Annotated in this window: 1 protein-coding gene; it reads left to right on the forward strand. The window is 60.5% G+C overall.

Translation table 11 applies throughout. From position 1 onward, the window contains the following. Positions 1-309 (forward strand): transketolase-like TK C-terminal-containing protein (locus A6R74_RS12955; protein ID WP_276204792.1); only part of this gene is annotated, 309 nt, incomplete at both ends.

Consider the following 309-nt stretch of genomic DNA (forward strand, 5'->3'; position numbering starts at 1 on the left):
CGGCACTGGTACTTTCACGCCAGAACCTCCCCAATCAGCAGCGCACTAAGGCGCAGCTGGCGGCGATTCAAAACGGCGCGTACGTACTTAAAGACAGCGAGGGCACCCCCGAGTTGATTCTGATTGCTACTGGCTCAGAAGTGGCACTGGCCATGGACGCCGCCGCGGAGCTTGAACAGCAGGGTAAAGCCGTGCGCGTGGTCTCGATGCCATCGGCCTATCGCTTTAACGGTCAGGACGCGGAGTACCGCGAAAGCGTACTTCCCAAAGCGGTGACCAAGCGTATCGCCATTGAAGCCGCCCACGCCG

It is taken from the genome of Halomonas sp. ALS9 (assembly GCF_001651035.1).
GTDB lineage: Bacteria > Pseudomonadota > Gammaproteobacteria > Pseudomonadales > Halomonadaceae > Vreelandella.